Source organism: Paraburkholderia sp. PREW-6R, from assembly GCF_039621805.1.
In the GTDB taxonomy this organism is placed as follows: domain Bacteria; phylum Pseudomonadota; class Gammaproteobacteria; order Burkholderiales; family Burkholderiaceae; genus Paraburkholderia.
In genome coordinates, this window is sequence record NZ_CP155074.1 from 421,247 (window position 1) to 436,768 (window position 15,522).

Annotated in this window: 13 protein-coding genes; 6 read left to right on the plus strand and 7 right to left on the minus strand. The window is 62.4% G+C overall.

What is annotated here, in order from left to right; all coding sequences use genetic code 11:
• Window positions 1-296 precede the first annotated feature (296 nt).
• The 4 genes from AAGS40_RS17205 to AAGS40_RS17220 all read left to right on the plus strand — a co-directional run bounded on the left by AAGS40_RS17205 (window position 297) and on the right by AAGS40_RS17220 (window position 4,670).
• Window positions 297-1,706, plus strand: coding sequence for a circularly permuted type 2 ATP-grasp protein (locus AAGS40_RS17205; RefSeq protein ID WP_345815988.1), 1,410 nt, complete (start codon window positions 297-299; stop codon window positions 1,704-1,706).
• Window positions 1,707-1,874: 168 nt separating this feature from the next.
• The gene (locus AAGS40_RS17210; protein WP_345815989.1) at window positions 1,875-2,825 is read left to right on the plus strand and encodes an alpha-E domain-containing protein; all 951 of its coding nucleotides are present in this window, start codon (window positions 1,875-1,877) and stop codon (window positions 2,823-2,825) included.
• Between the two features lie 12 nt (window positions 2,826-2,837).
• Window positions 2,838-3,665 carry a transglutaminase family protein gene (locus AAGS40_RS17215; protein ID WP_345815990.1) on the plus strand — a complete coding sequence of 276 codons (828 nt, stop codon included), beginning with the start codon at window positions 2,838-2,840 and terminating at the stop codon, window positions 3,663-3,665.
• A gap of 132 nt (window positions 3,666-3,797) precedes the next feature.
• The gene (locus AAGS40_RS17220; protein WP_345815991.1) at window positions 3,798-4,670 is read left to right on the plus strand and encodes a proteasome-type protease; all 873 of its coding nucleotides are present in this window, start codon (window positions 3,798-3,800) and stop codon (window positions 4,668-4,670) included.
• Between the two features lie 307 nt (window positions 4,671-4,977).
• Here the strand turns inward: AAGS40_RS17220 and AAGS40_RS17225 are convergent, their stop codons facing one another.
• On the minus strand, window positions 4,978-6,162 hold the full coding sequence (locus tag AAGS40_RS17225) for a porin (protein ID WP_345815992.1): 1,185 nt from the start codon (window positions 6,160-6,162) through the stop codon (window positions 4,978-4,980).
• Between the two features lie 459 nt (window positions 6,163-6,621).
• A complete protein-coding gene (locus AAGS40_RS17230) occupies window positions 6,622-7,974 on the minus strand; it encodes a YihY/virulence factor BrkB family protein (protein ID WP_345815993.1) in 1,353 nt (450 codons plus the stop codon).
• 266 nt (window positions 7,975-8,240) lie between these two features.
• On the opposite strand from AAGS40_RS17230, the gene AAGS40_RS17235 reads away from it, so the two are divergent.
• The gene (locus tag AAGS40_RS17235) at window positions 8,241-8,792 is read left to right on the plus strand and encodes a YbaK/EbsC family protein (RefSeq protein WP_345815994.1); all 552 of its coding nucleotides are present in this window, start codon (window positions 8,241-8,243) and stop codon (window positions 8,790-8,792) included.
• 29 nt (window positions 8,793-8,821) lie between these two features.
• On the opposite strand, the gene AAGS40_RS17240 is transcribed toward AAGS40_RS17235, so the two are convergent.
• From AAGS40_RS17240 to AAGS40_RS17255, 4 genes are all read right to left on the minus strand, one after another.
• Window positions 8,822-9,208 carry a histidine kinase gene (locus AAGS40_RS17240; RefSeq protein ID WP_345815995.1) on the minus strand — a complete coding sequence of 129 codons (387 nt, stop codon included), beginning with the start codon at window positions 9,206-9,208 and terminating at the stop codon, window positions 8,822-8,824.
• A gap of 131 nt (window positions 9,209-9,339) precedes the next feature.
• Complete coding sequence (locus AAGS40_RS17245; RefSeq protein ID WP_345815996.1) at window positions 9,340-10,827, minus strand: SulP family inorganic anion transporter; 1,488 nt, start codon at window positions 10,825-10,827, stop codon at window positions 9,340-9,342.
• A 329-nt stretch (window positions 10,828-11,156) separates the two neighbouring features.
• Window positions 11,157-11,747, minus strand: a complete 591-nt coding sequence (locus AAGS40_RS17250; protein ID WP_345815997.1) for a YSC84-related protein — start codon at window positions 11,745-11,747, stop codon at window positions 11,157-11,159.
• Between the two features lie 170 nt (window positions 11,748-11,917).
• The gene (locus tag AAGS40_RS17255; RefSeq protein WP_345816608.1) at window positions 11,918-12,817 is read right to left on the minus strand and encodes a LysR family transcriptional regulator; all 900 of its coding nucleotides are present in this window, start codon (window positions 12,815-12,817) and stop codon (window positions 11,918-11,920) included.
• A gap of 114 nt (window positions 12,818-12,931) precedes the next feature.
• Between AAGS40_RS17255 and AAGS40_RS17260 the strand changes: the two genes are divergently transcribed.
• Entirely contained in the window at window positions 12,932-13,918 is a 987-nt protein-coding gene (locus AAGS40_RS17260) for a zinc-dependent alcohol dehydrogenase family protein (RefSeq protein ID WP_345815998.1), read from the plus strand.
• A gap of 48 nt (window positions 13,919-13,966) precedes the next feature.
• Here AAGS40_RS17260 and AAGS40_RS17265 read toward each other — a convergent pair whose 3' ends face one another.
• The gene (locus AAGS40_RS17265) at window positions 13,967-14,728 is read right to left on the minus strand and encodes a 3-oxoacyl-ACP reductase (protein ID WP_345815999.1); all 762 of its coding nucleotides are present in this window, start codon (window positions 14,726-14,728) and stop codon (window positions 13,967-13,969) included.
• Between the last annotated feature and the right edge of the window lie 794 nt (window positions 14,729-15,522).

A 15,522-nucleotide genomic window follows, 5' to 3' on the forward strand; every position in this document is an offset into this window, starting at 1 on the left:
ATCCTCGTGGATGCGAATCCACGGGGATTTTTTTATATGGTTAGCACGCATGCTCCGGCTCGTGTGCGCGCAGCGCCGCCGCGCACCGTGGTGCCGCATTTGCACCGCACTAGCGCATCATGGGCCGTCGCAGTACGATGGCAGCGAAGCCTTGCCAGCCGGGATGCGCTGTTTGCGTGCACGCGTTGCGTGGCGCGCGCGAAAAGCAGAATGGCATAGCGCTTGCTTGATCGATTGTCGAACACCGAATGCGCAGCGCATTCGCCTTCTATCCGACAACAAGAGCGGGGCGTGACATGCGATGCTATGACGAGATGCGTCATCATGATGATGCCGTGCGGCCACATTACGCGCGTTTTGAGCGGTGGTTGGTCAAGCAGGGCAATGAGGCGATCGCGCGCAAACGCGCCGAAGCCGATCTGCTGTTTCGCCGGGTCGGCATCACGTTTGCGGTGAACGGCGATCTGTCTGGCACCGAGCGGCTGATTCCCTTCGATCTGATTCCGCGCATCATTCCGCGCAGCGAATGGCAAACGCTCGAAGCCGGGTTGCGGCAGCGGGTGCGGGCACTCAATCTGTTCATCCACGACGTCTATCACGATCGCAATATCGTGCGAGCGGGCATCGTGCCGGCCGAGCAGGTCTACACGAACGCGCAGTACCGCCCCGAGATGCAGGGCGTGAACGTGCCGCTTGGTGTTTACGCGCATATCGCGGGTGTCGACGTGGTTCGCGCCGGTGACGAGGGCGACTTCTACGTGCTCGAAGACAATCTGCGGGTGCCGTCGGGTGTGTCGTACATGCTCGAGAACCGCAAGATGATGATGCGGCTTTTCCCCGAGCTGTTCGTGCAGAACCGCATTGCGCCGGTCGCGCATTATCCTGATCTGCTGCTCGACACACTGCGCTCGGTTGCGCCCGAAGGCGTCGACGATCCGGTGGTGGTGGTGCTGACGCCGGGCATGTACAACTCCGCCTACTTCGAGCACACGTTCCTCGCGCAGCAAATGGGTGTGGAACTGGTGGAAGGCAAAGACCTGTTCGTCGACGACAATTACGTGTTCATGCGCACCACGCAAGGGCCAAAGCGCGTGGACGTGATCTACCGTCGCGTGGACGACGATTTTCTCGACCCGCTCGCGTTCCGCAACGACTCGGCGCTCGGCGTGCCGGGCTTGCTGACCGCGTATCGCGCAGGCCGCGTCGCGCTCGCCAACGCAATGGGCACGGGTATCGCCGACGACAAGTCGATCTACCCGTACGTGCCGGAAATGATCGAGTTTTATCTCGGTGAGAAGCCGATCCTCAATAACGTTCCCACCTTCCAGTGCCGCAAGCCGGACGACCTCGCCTATACGCTCGCGCATCTGCCGGAACTCGTCGTCAAGGAAGTGCATGGCGCGGGCGGCTACGGGATGCTGGTCGGGCCGGCTTCGACGAAAGCAGAAATCGAGTCGTTCCGCGAGCGGCTGATCGCACGCCCCGCGGGTTACATCGCGCAGCCGACGCTCGCACTGTCCGCCTGTCCGACGTTCGTCGAATCGGGCATTGCGCCACGTCATATCGACCTGCGCCCGTTCGTGCTGTCGGGCAAAGGCGTGACGATGTGCGCAGGGGGTCTGACGCGTGTCGCTCTGCAGGAAGGCTCGCTCGTCGTCAATTCGTCGCAGGGAGGCGGGACCAAGGATACCTGGATGGTCGACTGACGCGGTTGCCGTCCCGAATGCGGATGCGGCCGAGTCCGTCGCATCGCGCGATCCCGATAGCCACCCAACGCGCCGGGGCCGCACGCCGCCGGCGCTTACGGATAACCAGCGCGACTTTCTCCTTCGGTTCTGAACGAAGGCTCGCGTCATCAGATACGGAATGCCGTCATGCTAAGCCGCACCGCCGATCACCTCTTCTGGATGGCCCGCTACATGGAGCGCGCGGAGAATACCGCCCGCATGCTCGACATCAACCTCAAGGCGTTGTTGCTGCCGCAAACGCCGGAGCAGGAGGCGCGTGCGCAACGTTCGGTGCTGCGCATCTCCGAACTCGAAGCCGCGTTCGCCAAGCGTTACGACGAACCCACGCGCGAACATGTGCTCGATTTCATGGTGGCGGATGCGACCAATCCGTCGAGCATTCATTCGTGTCTGCAGGCTGCGCGTGAAAATGCCCGGGCGGTGCGCGGCACGCTGACCACCGAGTGGTGGGAGACCATCAACGACACCTGGCTCGAATTCAATGAGCGCAGTTCGTCGGGGCAGGCGTCGAGCAATCCGGGTGCATTGTTCGAATGGGTTAAGTTTCGCTCGCATCTGTCGCGCGGCGTGACGATCGGCACCGCGCTGCAGGACGACGCGTTCTTCTTCACGCAACTCGGCACCTACCTGGAGCGTGCCGACAACACCGCGCGGATTCTCGACGTGCGCTTTGCCAACGTCGAACCGAATTCACGCGACGCCGCGCGTCAGCTCGAAGACTTCTATTACTGGACCTCGATTCTGAGTTCGGTGTCGGCGCTCGAAATCTATCGCAAGGTCTATCGCGACGTGGTCACGCCGGCTCGCGTGGTCGAGCTGATGATTCTGAATCCGCAGATGCCGCGCTCGCTGCTGGCTTCGCTCGAAGGCGTGTGCGCGAATCTGGCCATGCTGCGAACGTCCGGCTCGAACCAGTGCGAACGTTTCGCGGGCAAGTTGCGCGCCGAGCTTGTTTATTCGGACATCCGGCAGATTTTCGAAGCCGGCCTGCACGCCTATCTGACCCAGTTCCTCGCTCGCGTGTTCGAGCTGGGCAACATGGTCGCGCGTACTTATCTGATGCTGCCAGTCGCCTGACGGAGTTCACCCATGTACCTGACGATCCGCCACGACACGTCCTATCGCTACGAAGCGACCGTCCATTATTCGATCCAGCAGTTGCGCCTGACGCCGGCAAGCGGCGCCTCGCAGGTGGTGCGGCGCTGGAACATCGACGCGCCCGGCAAGCTCGACGCGACCTTCGACGCATACGGCAACGTGCTGCATACGCTGGTGATCAACAAGCCGCACAGCGAAATCCGCCTGCAGGTGTCGGGCGAAGTCGACACCATTCCGCTGATGGACGGTCATTTGCCCGACGCGGTCGGACCGATTCCGCTCGAACACTTTACGTGCTCGACGCGACTGACCGAAGCGAATCCGGCGGTGCGCGACCTTGCGGAGTCGGTGGAAAGCCTGTCGAGCCCGGCGGGTCTCATCGCGTTGTCCGAGCAGATCCTGCAGCGCGTGAAGTACACCACGGGTATTACCGAAGTCACCAGCACCGCTGCCCAAGCGCTGGAACTCGGCAACGGGGTTTGTCAGGACCATGCGCACCTGATGCTCGCGTGCTGCCGCGCCCGCAATATTCCGGCGCGCTACGTAAGCGGCTATATCGAACCCGGCAACGCTAATCCTCGCGACAGCGCGGCTGGCGGCCCGCACGGGGCGAGCCATGCGTGGGTCGATGTGTGGCTGGACGGCCGGGGCTGGATTTCCGTCGACGTCACGCACGCCGCGTTTGCCAGCGAAATTTACTGCCGGCTCGCGGTGGGACGCGATTACGAGGCCGCTGCGCCGGTGCGTGGACGGCGTATCGGCGGGCTGGACGAGCAACTGAAAGTCTCGGTCACGGTGAGCGCGCAGCCGCCGCAGTAAGTGGATGACGGGTGTGTCGTCGCTCGCCGCCATTCAGTTCGGGCCCGCAACAGCCGTAATAGTGAAGAGAGGCGCATGCGCGCCGATTTACAATAGCGCCGTTCAGTCGGCTTTTTGCGGGTACTTTTCACTATGACTTACTGTGTTGCGATGTCCGTCGACGAGGGTCTCGTGTTCCTGTCGGACACGCGGACCAACGCAGGTGTCGATCGCATCAGCACCGCGCGCAAGATGTCGGTGTTCGAGCAGCCGGGCGAACGCATGCTCGTGCTGATGGGCGCCGGCAATCTGTCGCTTACGCAGGCTGTGCTGCACGAACTCACCGAGCCGGCGGACGGCGCGCAGCCCACGATGTGGAACGCGCCCACCATGGCGGACGCCGCTCGCGTAATTGGCCGCGCCGTGCGCTGCGTGCACAAGCGCGAGGCGAAGGCGCTGGAGGAATTCGGCGTCGACTTCAATTGCAGCTTTATTCTCGGCGGACAGATTGCGGGCAACCGGCCGCGGCTTTTCATGATCTACGCGGCGGGCAATTTCATCGAGGCGTCGGCGGTGAATCCGTATTTCCAGATCGGCGAGGCCAAGTATGGCAAGCCGATTATCGACCGCGTGCTCACGCCGTCCACGCCGCTCGACGAAGCCGCCAAATGCGCGCTGATCTCGATGGACTCCACGCTGCGCTCGAATCTGTCCGTCGGTCTGCCGCTCGACCTGCTCGTCTATCAGAAGGATTCGTTGCGCGTCACGCGCTTCGTTTCGATCGACCAGGACAACGAATATTTTGGCATGATCCATCGCACGTGGGGTGAGCGGCTGCGTCAGGTGTTCGGCGAAATCCCCGATCCGGACTGGCAGGATTCGGCCAATGTGCCGGTGTTGCGGCGGGAGCGCGCACTGGTGCTGCATCGCGGACCGGTTGGCTCCGACGGCGTCGAACACGATCACGACGCCACGCCCGCGCAGACCCTGGCGCAGGCGGAAAAAGGCAGGTTGCAACGGCGTTGATGGAAAGGCGCTAATACAAAGGCGCTAATACAAAGGCGCTAATACAAAGGCGCTAATATAAAGGCGCTAACCCACCGTCGACCGACCCTCACACTGCGTAAGAACGGCCGCCACACCCGCGAATACGGGCACCTGGCGGCCTTTTTCATTCCGCGACCGCTTTGCAGCTAGCACACCTTCACCAGCCAATCGATGCAAGCGGACGCCGCGCCGACTCACGTGACGAAAAAAAACCAGCCACAGGCTTTCGCCCGTGGCTGGTCTTCAACTTCAACTGCGTGTTGCTTCAGCAGTCCGTCAAATTCGATTAGAACTTGTGGCGGATGCCCAGGCTGACCAGTTCTTGCGAGCTGGATGCCGAGTTGTAGCTGTACGAACCGATTGCTGCGCCTGCGTTCACGAGCGCGCCGCCGACACGTTGGTCGCCGCTTGCGTGCTGGTATGCGCCAACCAGGTAGATATCGGTACGCTTCGACAGGTTGTAGTCGCCGCCGATGGAAGCCTGGTGGTACGTTGCGCCCGAATCGCCGCTCGACTTCGTGTAGATGTAGCCCACACCAACCAGCAGAGCCGGCGTTGCCTGGTAACCCAGGTATGCGCCACCGATGTTGTACTTCTCGGTCGAACCGAAGCCCGAGTTCGCGTCCGGCTTGTACTGTGCGTTGCTGTAGCGCAGGTTAGCCGTGAACGGACCTGCTACGTATTGCACAGCGACCGAAGCGATGCCGATCGACTTGGCAGCGACGTATGCGCCGTTGATCTGGTTGTCGAACGTGCCGTCGGACGTGCTGCCGTTCCAGCCAGCTGCCGGCGGCGTGCCAGCCGTGCGGCTAGCCAGCGTGTTGCCGTTGTCTGCGCGGAAGTAGCCGGCAGCCACGCTGAACGGACCCGTTGCATATGTTGCTGCGCCCGACCACGTTTGACCCGAACCCACCGAGCCGGCCACGCCGCCGAATGCGTACATGCCTTCGAACTGGAAGCCGCTCCACACCGGCGAGGTGTACTTGACGGCGCTGTTCGTACGCGAGGAGTTGTCGTTGTTGTCGACGTCGCCCGGCGTTGCGAAGGTGGAACCGAAATAGTTGTCAGCCGTCAGCGGCTGCACCAGGTCGACCAGCGGATCGTACTGACGACCCAGCGTGACCGTACCCCACTGATCGCCCGTCAGGCCGACGTAGGCTTGACGACCGAACATCTTGCCGCCTTGACCCAGCTTGCCGCTGTTGATGTCAAAGCCGTTTTCCAACTGGAAAATCGCCTTCAGGCCGCCGCCCAGGTCTTCTGTACCCTTCAAGCCCCAGCGGTCGCCTTGCAGGTTGCCGCCGACCAGGCCAACCTGGTTGCTGTTCTTGCCGGCCGCATCAACCGTGTTGTGCGCGTACTGGACCGATTCGTCGATCAAACCGTACAGGGTAACGCTGCTTTGAGCATGTGCCACGCCAGTGACGCCGAGAAGCGCCAGCGAGAGGGTAGACAGTGCGATTCGTTTCATCCATTTCTCCACGCAGATGATTAGTTTCGTTGTTGCGGGAAGGAGAATAGCTCACCGACTCAGTGCAGAAGAACTGGAAAAAAAAGACTGTCTCCAAAAACCGACAAACCGCGCAAGGTCTTGTATTTAAAGCGCGTTAACGATTGTTTCCATTTCCGCAATAGTTATTCGTTGACCTGACATTATTGTTGTTTCGTTGACAGTGTCGGTGTGGAAGCCAGTCTTTTGGATGGCAAAGTGAAGGGATCTCGTAATCAAGTCGTCTAACCGCGACCGGCGAGCGGCGCCGTTTGCGTAAAAATGGAGCGTTCTCTCGCTTGACGCGGATGCTGGACAAAAGGAGGTCTGTGTGAACACGCCAGTGGCCGGAAGACCCGGCAGCGGTGTTCATCGAAGAGGTTAGCGACACCCGGCCGCGTGTCTGGCGAACGCCCCTGCCTGATTGTTACGTTCGAGCGGTCATGGATTGCGGTGCGTTTCGTCACTGTTGCGACGCGCGACCGTAGCGGCAGCGAGACCCGCCGCCGCCACCACCAGCACGGACGTCCACGGGTGGCGCCTGACGTAGCGGTCGGCCACCACCGCCTTGCGGCTCGCGCGGACCAGCGTGACGGCGGCGATGCGGGTGGCTTGCGCTTCGGCTTGCAGCACCGAGCGGCCGACCTTGAGCGCAGTTGCCCGCGCGGAAGCCGCCTTGCGCGGCTGCACGCGGAATATCGAAGTCGTGGCTTTCACGGCCGCCGCAGCGGGCGATGCCGGCATGCGGGTCCCGGCGAGCGCGCCGCGTGCCGCAGCGGCCGGCGGCACTGCAACGCCGCCGGTGGGGCTGTCGCTGGCAGTCGGCCTTGCCTCTGCGGGTACGGTCGACGCTGCCAGCACGGAGGCGAGCTTCGCGCGGCTTCCCGGCGGCGCGTCCTCCTGCATGCCCCACTCGCCGCGCGGATCGTACAGACGCCCGCGCGCCGCCGAGAATTCCGCGCCGAGCAGTAACACAGCCGCCGAGAAGTACAGCCACATCAGCAGCACGGCAAGCGAGCCTGCCGCGCCAAACGACGTAGCCATGCCGGCATGCGCGAGATAGAGCGCAAAGAGTTTTTTGCCCGCCGAGAACAGCACGGCCGCAACCGCCCCGCCGACGAGCGCATCGCGCCAACGCACTTTCGCATCGGGCAGGAATTTCAGCAGACCGGCAAAGGCGAATGCCAGCACCAGCAAGCCGACCCCGAGCTGCAGCAGGTCGCCAATCACGACGTACGGCGAGTCGCCCCACAGCCATTTGCCGATAAACGTGATGACGGTATCCAGCACCAGCGACACGATCAGCAGAAAAGCCACGCCGAGCACGAGGCCAAACGAGATCAGCCGCACACGCACCAGCGCGATCACGCTCGATGTCCGTGGGCCGGTGACGGGCCATACTATATTGAGTGCGCTATTGAGCGACGAAAAAGTCGCCGACGCGCCAATCACCAGCGTCGCAAGCGACACGATGGCGGCGATGCCACCCGCACTGCCGCTGTGGTGCGCGTTTTCGACGATGGTCTGAACGCCGGCCGCAGCCTGATCGCCGAGCAGCCCATGAATATGGTTGAACAGTTCGCCGCGCGCGGCCTCCGCGCCGAAGAACCAGCCCGCAACCGCGATCACCATGACGAGCGTCGGCGCCAGAGAAAAGGCGGCGTAGAAGGCGATGCTGGCGGCCATCGCCGCGCAACGGTCGTCGGCGAACTGTTTGAAGGCGCCAATCGCCCAGTTGGCCTGCTTGCGCGCCACGTGCTGGAGGTTTTCAGCGGAAAGCGTGTCGATATCCATGGTCGTCTTTCTCGATGCAGTCCTGCGCCGGCTTCAACAGATGCCGGCGAGGCGGGCTGATAAGGCGTGCATGTCACGCCGTCTGCGTTGCCTTACGCAAACCTTATGCCTGTCATTGTGCCACTCGCCGGAAGCGCGCCGAAGGGTGGGGCTCTATCCTGGGACGCACGGCCCGTCACATGGCCTGCGGCCGCATGTCGTGCGCCCGCATGCCGTGCGTGCATGCCGCTAGAATGCATGACGCACCTTTTCCTCATGAGCCGCCAATGCACTCGCACGAACCCGTCAAGCAATTGGACATCATTCCAGCAGACCAACTTTGCTCGCACCTGCCCACGCACGTGGTCGAACAGCTGCCCGCCCAGGGTGTAACCGTTTTCGCGGTCGCCGACGACGCCTCCGACACCGCCCAGTTCAGTGCGCGCTATGGCTTTGGTCTCGAAGACTGCGCCAACACGATCGTGATCCGTTACAGGAAGGAGGGCGGCGAGCATTATGCGGCGCTGGTTTCGCTCGGCTCGCTGCGACTCGACATCAATGGCGCGGTGAAGGCCGCGCTAGGCGCGCAGCGGCTATCTTTCGCGAAGCGTGAGGCGGCGGTCGAGCACAGTGGCATGGAGTTCGGCGGCATTACCGCGTTCGGATTGCCGGACGACTGGCGCATTCTGGTCGACGCGGCTGTCATGGAACGCGAGCAGGTGGTGATGGGCGCCGGGGTGCGCGCCGCCAAACTCCTGCTGGCGCCCGGCGTGTTGCGCCAATGGGAACGCTGCGAAGTCGCCTCACTGACGTTGCCGCCCGGCGACGACGCGCCATGATGGACGCGCGAGCCCGCCTGCCGCGCCGTCTACGCGTTGGCGAAATAGGCTTCGAGGATGTCCACCACGCGCCATAGTGACAGCGGGCGCCGGCAATGGCCATCGAAACCCGCGTCCTTGAGCTGACCGATCGGGTCGCGCGGCCAGATATTGCTCATCGCGAGCAGCAGAACATCGGCGTTGGCGAGATCGGAGCGCAGCGTGCGGGTGAATCGATAGTCGAGAACGGCGTCGAGTCGCGTGTCGAGCAGGATCGCATGCGGGCGCCACCACTTCAGAAAGCATTGCACTTTCGTCAGATCGCCAGCGTGAATCGCCTCGTAACCTTTGAGCGTGAGCAGCAAAACCAGTGACTCGCCGATCGCAGTGTCGCGATGACCGATCAGCACGCGCCGCGATGCAGTTGGAAGAACCACACCATGACGTCGCCAGATTGCGAATTCGGTTTCAACGTCAAGGCTTCCGCGTTTCGTCACCTTGGTCTCCGGAAGAGCGCGGTGTAGGCGTCCAATTTACCCGAAAATAACCAGTGCGGGAAATTTTACGGCTACGTCAACGCAATTCCCGCGCGACTTAACAAGCGCTGGTTGCGCTCGGACAGATTTTTCATGCGTAATTCCTTGCCGGCTTTCCGGTAGCGCTCGACGAGTCCCTGTAGCGCAGCAAGCGCGGAATGGTCGGCAAGCAGCAGATGGCTGCAGTCGATCGTAATGCGGCCGGGATCCTTGGCCGGATCGAAAAGTTCATGAAAACGCATGGTGGACGCGAAAAACAGCGTGCCACGCGGCACGTAGATCTTGTCGCCGCCCTGTTCCTCGACGTGCGCATGGATTTCCCGCGCATGCTGCCAGGCGAAGTTCAGCGCGGCGATCACGATGCCGCACAACACGGCGATCGCCAGATCGGAGACCACCGTGATGGCGGTGACGGCGACGATCACCAGCGCGTCGTTGCGCGGCACCTTGCCGAGCACTCGCAACGAGCCCCATGCAAAAGTTTGCTGCGCGACGACGAACATCACGCCGACCAGTGCGGCGAGCGGAATGCGTTCGATCAACGGCGACAGAAACAGGATGTACATCAGAATCATCACGCCGCTGACGATGCCGGACAGCCGCGATCGTCCGCCGGAATTGAGGTTGATCATGGTCTGACCGATCATCGCGCAGCCACCCATGCCGCCGCACAGGCCCGATACGATGTTGGCGGCGCCCAGCGCCAGACATTCGCGATTCGGCTGGCCGCGCGTTTCGGTGATTTCGTCGGTCAGATTGAACGTGAGCAGCGTTTCCAGCAGACCGACGATCGCGATCAGCACCGCATAGGGCAGCACGATGCGCAGGGTGTCCAGATTGAACGGCACGTCCGGCATGTGCAGGCTCGGCAGACCGCCCGCGATATGCGCCATATCGCCGAGCGTGCGGGTGGGCAGATGCAGCAACTGTGTGAGCAGCCCCACGCCGACAATTGCCACGAGCGCAGGCGGCGCGGCGCGCGTGAGCCGCGGCAGCAGATAAACGATCACCATGGTCAGCACGACGAGGCCGCTCATCATTGCGAGCGGCGCGCCGTGCAGCCACGCGTCGCCCTTCAGCGTGCGCTCGCGGAAATGCGCGAGCTGCGCCGTCGCGATGACGATAGCCAGTCCATTAACGAAGCCCAGCATCACCGGGTGCGGGACCATGCGAATCAGCTTGCCTAGCCGCAGCGCGCCGAACAGCACCATCAGCAGCCCGCTCAATACGACGGTGGCAAGCAGATACTGCGCGCCGTGCTCAACGACGAGCGCGACGATCACCACCGCCATCGAACCTGCTGCGCCGGAGATCATGCCGGGCCGTCCGCCGAAAATCGCCGTGATCGTGCAGATGAAGAACGCGCCGTACAGGCCCATCAACGGATTGAGGTGCGCGACGAGCGCGAACGCAATGCATTCCGGCACCAGTGCGAATGACGATGTCAGGCCGGCGAGCACATTGCTCCGGATGCCGGAAAGGCTGGCAAACCAGCCGTGAGCGGGTCGAGCGGTATTCATGTCGGACAGAGAGGAGTGCCGGCCGAACGCGTGTAGCGACGCGCTTTCCAGCAGATGATGCGTCCAGGCCAGTCGGCGCGACCGTTACCTGGGCGAGATTGCGAAAGTGCAAAACGCGCGAATTTTACAGCAGTCGCGACATTCCGACCGACGAGGCGGCTGTCTCGATCATCAATGCGCATGGTGCACGCCGCAGGCTGCGCGAGCGGGCGCGCAGATAAGCAGTTGCGCGGCAGGCCATCGGGAATGCGCGCCCGCCGGCCGAAATAGAAAGCGCCACGCAGCCGCTTATGCGACTGCGTGGCGCTTCGGACCGCCGTTCGATCCGCTTAGATCATCAGACGCGAGACCTTCGTACCTTCGAGCGACACGCCGGCCATCAGGCCTCCGTTGGTCAGCACGAACGCTTCGACCGGGCTCGTGGCCGTCGATGTGTCGACTGCGCCGTTCGCGCCGACCTTCAACACCGCGACGGTCGCATCCGCACCGGCGGCCCAGCCCTGGCTGCTCGTGAATTTGTCGAGCGCATCCTGCGTCATGAACAGGAACACGAGCGCCTTGGATTGCGCGCCGATCTGCAGACCGAATGAACCGGCGACGGTGCTGTAGTAGCCGGCAGTACGGCCGCCGACGCGCAAACCGCCTTCACCGTATTGGCCGCCGACCCAGAAGCCCGCGGAGATGACATTCGGAAACACGAGAACCCCGCGTGCCTTGGCTACCAGCTCACGCGAGCCGGCGACGTTTGCGTAGAGTCGCGACAGCGTCGAGTCGATCCCCGCGTTGATCGTGTCGCGCTTGCCTGCATTGGCCGAAGGCGATGCGCTCGAGGACGGCGATGTCGTCGTGCAACCGGCGAGGCCAAGACCTGCCGAGGCGAGAACAGCGCTGGTCGTCATGATGAATTGTCTTCTGCGCATGATTTGTTTTCCTTTTGCGTTATCTAAGTTGTGTCTGGCGCTGCAATCTGTTTGGGTACGAGTGCAAACCGGTCTACTTGCGGCGACGTCGGCCAGGCCGACCGTCGCTTGCTAATTAGCATGGCGCGTGCCTGACATTGGTGTGTGTGAGCGCGCCATGCCGGAGCGGGTCAGGACTCCACGTTGGCGAGCGCGTCGATCGTCATATCGAGCAAAGCGCGCAGCCGGGCGACGCGCCGCAGGTCGCGGTGGTAGCCAAACCAGACGTCGCGGCCCGGCGGCGCCTCGCCGACGTCAACCCGTACGATGCCAGGCGTGCTGTCGCCGAGCGGACACGGCAGCACCGCGAGTCCGATGCCTTCGGCGCACATACGTGCCTGCGCGCCGCGATTGTTGCTGCCGAACGCGAGGCGCGCACGCGGAAATACACGTTTCGCCCACAAGACATCGGGTAGCGCAGCGAAATGGCTGTCCATGCCGATGAGTGTGTAAGCCGCATCATCGTGTGTCTCCGTGCTGGCGGCAGGGCGTGCGTACTTTGCTGCTACGTCAGCGCGGGCATAGACCGCATAGTCCATGTGCATCAGTTTTCGCTGCACGATGTCGGCTTCGTCAAAAGGCGTGATCCTGAACACGAGGTCGGCCTCCCGGCGCGCGAGATTGAAGAGGCGCGAATCCGTGACGAGTTCGATCGACACCTCGCGGTGCCGCGCGAGAAAGCGTGCAAAAACGGGCGTCAGCACATGGACGCCAAACCAGTCGGACGACGACACCCGCAGCTTTCCCGTCAGCGCCTCCTCCTTGCCGCTGAGCGCGCGACCGAAGCCGAGCGCCTCTTCCTCCATGCGCTCGGCGTAAAGCAGCACGGCGTTCCCTTCGTCGGTGAGCACGAAACCGTCGCGCGTCCGCTGAAACAGCGTATGGCCGATCGACTTCTCGAGCGCGCGCAGGCGCCGGCCCATGGTCGGCTGGGTCTGGCCAGTGAGCCGCGCAGCCGCGCCCAGCGTGCCGCTGCGGGCGATCGCGAGGAAGATGCGCACGTCGTCCCAGTCGGGCGTGAAGTCATTCATGCGAGTCATTCATTTCTGTTTGCGTGCCGTGCGTAAGTGTCGATTTACGTGCCTTTTCGCATGGACGATTATGCATGCATCGACTCGTCACAACCGCATTCGAAGGAAACGATCATGTCCATGCAAGCGCTCGTTCTTCACGAACACAATGGTCCGCTCAAACTCACTGAACTGGCCCGGCCCGAGGCCGCCAAAGGCGAAGTGCTAGTGCGCGTCGCCGCAAGCGGCCTGAACCCGCTGGACGCAAAAATTCGCGCGGGCGCGGCAGGGCACGCGCGCCATCCGCTGCCGCTCGTGCTGGGGATCGACATGGCAGGCGTGGTGGCCGCGGTCGGCGAGGGTGTGACCGCTTTCAAGGCAGGCGACGAAGTGTATGGGATGACCGGCGGCGTGGGTGGCATGCAGGGGTCGCTCGCCCAGTACGTGAGCGCCGATGCGGATCTGCTCGCATTGAAGCCGTCCGGCCTTTCGATGCGCGAGGCGGCGGGGTTGCCGCTTGCGTTCATTACTGCGTATTCGGGCATTGTCGATCGCGCGCATGTGCGAGCCGGCCAGACGGTGCTCGTACACGGCGGCGCGGGCGGCGTCGGGAATGTCGCCGTGCAATTGGCCAGAGCGCTCGGCGCGCACGTTTTCTCGACGGTTAGCAAACGCGATTTCGACTTCGTCCTGGCGCTTGGCGCCACGCCGATCGACTACCGCGCGCAGACCGTCGAACAATACGTGGCGTCGGCCACCCAGGGTGTAGGCTTCGATCTGGTGGTCGATAACGTGGGCGGCGCGACGCTGGATGCGTCGTTCGCCGCGGTCAGACACTTCGGCCATGTGGTGAGTGCACTCGGTTGGGGCACGCACACGCTTGCGCCGCTTTCGTTTCGCGAAGCGACTTATTCCGGCGTGTTCACATTGGACGCGCTGCTTTCTGGCGAGCGCCGGGCGCACCATGGCGAAATGTTGCGCGTGGCCGCAGCCCTTGCTGGACAAGGCAAGCTTAAGCCGCGTATCGACCCACGACGCTTCGACTTGAGCACGGCGGAGCAGGCCTACACCGCACTTTCCGATGGCAGTGCGCGCGGCAAGATCGTGGTGGACGTGAACTGATCTTCTGTGGGCATGTATTTGCTCTCTTCGCCGTGGGCTCTTTGGCTATCAGCCTTTCACCAGTCCGCCATCGACGATCAGATTCTGCCCAGTGACGGCGCGCGCCCACGGCGACAGGAAGAACAGCACGGCGTCCGCGAACTCTTCGGGGGTCGTCACGCGCCGCACCGGCGTGGAACTGGCGATGAGGTCGAACACGAACTCCGGGGTGGCCGCGCTGGCGTCGGTAGTGCGCAACAGCCCTCCCGACACCATGTTGACGGTAACGCCGCTCGGGCCGAGATCGTGCGCAGCCGTGCGTGTCAGCGATAGCAACGCGGCTTTGGCCGCCGTGTAATCGTGATACGGCACCACGGGATTCTGGAACAGATTCGTGCCGACATTGACGATGCGGCCAAAGCCACGCGCCCGCATGCCTGCCGCTGCCGCCTGAATCGTGTTGAGCGCGCCCTTGAGTGAGCCGTCCAGTTGTTGCTGGAAACGCGACCAGTCGATCGAATCGATTTGCGGGCGCGCGTCGCCGTCGAACTGAAAGTCAGCCAGCGCGTTGTTCACCACCGAGACTATCGGCTGCCCTGTCTTCGTCTGTGCAGTGTCGAACATACGCGCGACCGCTGCGGCGTCCGTGACGTCCGCCTGCAACGGCAGAACACGATCACCGAGTTCCTCCTTCAGCCCGAACGCGAGCTTCTGGCTCTTGTGATAGTTCACCACCACGCCTGCGCCTTCGCGCACCAGCGCCTTTGTGATTGCGGCGCCGAGACCCCGTGCGCCGCCTGTAACCAACACCCACTGTTCGGATAAAAGCATCTGATTTCCCTTGTTCGATGAAGCGACGATGACCCTATTGTCACCGGAATCCACAGATCGGTCCGGTGATGTCTGTGGGATCGCCATCATTTGTGCGGATACGGATGCGCTGCTATGTGCGGCTTCGCGCAAACAGGATGAGTTATGGCGCGATGTCTTCGTGCATCTTTGCAGGCATTGTTGCGCGCGCATCTTTCGATTATCTGTCTTTCGGGTTTGAAGCGGCATGACGGGACTGGTCTGGTTTTTGTTAATTTAGTTCGGGAAACTAATTGAACGACGGTCGTTTCCGCGTGGGTGAAGATAACCGGTAATTAGGAATATCCGGTGGATGGCTCGCGTTGTTAATAAGGGAAAAGCGCTGGCAGTCGCGCTTTGCGTGGGCTAGCGCACGGTATCCGAGTCGTGCTGCGCATAACTTCGACGTCCATCAGGCCTTGATGTGTCATCCAAAAAAATTTGGGCACATCCAGTCGTTTCTCCTGAGGCACGTCAGATCGGACCGGGATTTGGCGTGTGGGGAATGCCACACATCACGTCGATTTCCTGACGCGGGTGGCGCCGATTGGGCTTTGAAGATCTGTTTTTATCAGTGAACAAAGAAGCACTGAGTAATTGGACCGGTCTTTCGAGGATGTAGTTAGGAGAATGAAATGAAAAAGCAACACGGGGATATGCTGGCACTCGGAACACGCAAAGCGGTATTGGCAATAGCGGTCAGTTTGTATGCCGCGATGGCGGGCGCACAGACCAATTCGGCTGTGAGCGCTGCGCCACTGATGAATTCATCGAAG

What these genes read in the sequence shown, in the direction of transcription:
- AAGS40_RS17205 (WP_345815988.1), top strand. Translation starts at nt 297, where the DNA reads ATGCGATGCTATGACGAGATGCGTCATCATGATGATGCCGTGCGGCCA.
- AAGS40_RS17210 (WP_345815989.1), top strand. Translation starts at nt 1,875, where the DNA reads ATGCTAAGCCGCACCGCCGATCACCTCTTCTGGATGGCCCGCTACATG.
- AAGS40_RS17215 (WP_345815990.1), top strand. Translation starts at nt 2,838, where the DNA reads ATGTACCTGACGATCCGCCACGACACGTCCTATCGCTACGAAGCGACC.
- AAGS40_RS17220 (WP_345815991.1), top strand. Translation starts at nt 3,798, where the DNA reads ATGACTTACTGTGTTGCGATGTCCGTCGACGAGGGTCTCGTGTTCCTG.
- AAGS40_RS17225 (WP_345815992.1), bottom strand. Translation starts at nt 6,162, where the DNA reads ATGAAACGAATCGCACTGTCTACCCTCTCGCTGGCGCTTCTCGGCGTC.
- AAGS40_RS17230 (WP_345815993.1), bottom strand. Translation starts at nt 7,974, where the DNA reads ATGGATATCGACACGCTTTCCGCTGAAAACCTCCAGCACGTGGCGCGC.
- AAGS40_RS17235 (WP_345815994.1), top strand. Translation starts at nt 8,241, where the DNA reads ATGCACTCGCACGAACCCGTCAAGCAATTGGACATCATTCCAGCAGAC.
- AAGS40_RS17245 (WP_345815996.1), bottom strand. Translation starts at nt 10,827, where the DNA reads ATGAATACCGCTCGACCCGCTCACGGCTGGTTTGCCAGCCTTTCCGGC.
- AAGS40_RS17250 (WP_345815997.1), bottom strand. Translation starts at nt 11,747, where the DNA reads ATGCGCAGAAGACAATTCATCATGACGACCAGCGCTGTTCTCGCCTCG.
- AAGS40_RS17255 (WP_345816608.1), bottom strand. Translation starts at nt 12,817, where the DNA reads ATGAATGACTTCACGCCCGACTGGGACGACGTGCGCATCTTCCTCGCG.
- AAGS40_RS17260 (WP_345815998.1), top strand. Translation starts at nt 12,932, where the DNA reads ATGTCCATGCAAGCGCTCGTTCTTCACGAACACAATGGTCCGCTCAAA.
- AAGS40_RS17265 (WP_345815999.1), bottom strand. Translation starts at nt 14,728, where the DNA reads ATGCTTTTATCCGAACAGTGGGTGTTGGTTACAGGCGGCGCACGGGGT.